Origin of the sequence: Sphingobacterium sp. UBA7253, assembly GCF_002472745.1 — a bacterium.
In the GTDB taxonomy this organism is placed as follows: domain Bacteria; phylum Bacteroidota; class Bacteroidia; order Sphingobacteriales; family Sphingobacteriaceae; genus Sphingobacterium; species Sphingobacterium siyangense.
Window position 1 is genome coordinate 1 of the sequence record NZ_DKSP01000065.1, and the last position, 738, is coordinate 738.

The 738-nt window shown below is 40.1% G+C and carries 1 protein-coding gene; it reads right to left on the reverse strand.

Annotation, left to right across the window (positions count from 1 at the left end; translation table 11 throughout):
• Positions 1-738 (reverse strand): thiamine pyrophosphate-dependent enzyme (locus B2X72_RS05915; protein ID WP_286848584.1); only part of this gene is annotated, 738 nt, incomplete at both ends.

The following is a 738-nucleotide window of genomic DNA, read 5'->3' on the forward strand; positions in this document are numbered from 1 at the left end:
GCCTCGTCAATACTTCCTTCAGTAATTAATTTTTTAGCGTAAACTTCTTTCGGGTTCGGATGTTTTTCGATGATTTTATACAACAATGGTTGCGTGAATTTTGGTTCATCAGCCTCATTGTGTCCAAATCTTCTATAACATAACAGATCGATAAATACGTCTGTTTTATATTTTTGACGGTATTCAACCGCTAAATTAATTGCATAAACTACCGCTTCAGCATCATCACCGTTCACATGGAACACGGGTGAAGAAGTGATTTTTGCAACGTCTGTACAGTATGTTCCAGAACGCGCATCCTTGTAGTTCGTTGTAAATCCAATCTGGTTGTTGATGACAATATGTACCGTACCGCCAGTTTTGTAACCATCGAGTTTGGACATTTGGGTTACTTCGTAGACTACACCTTGTCCAGCAATTGCTGCGTCACCGTGAATGATGATCGGTGCAATTTTAGAAGAGTCGCCTTCGTATTTGAAATCAATCTTAGAACGGACCATACCTTCAACGATTGGATCTACAGTTTCCAAATGCGAAGGGTTCGGAGCCAAACTTAAGTGGACAGATTTGCCATCGTTTGTTTTGACCTCAGATGAAAAGCCCAAATGGTATTTTACGTCACCACCAAAGTTTACTTCAGGATCATCAGCGTAAGTCTTACCTTCAAATTCAGAGAATACTGATTTGTAAGATTTACCCATGATATTAGTCAATACATTCAGACGGCCACGGTGAGCC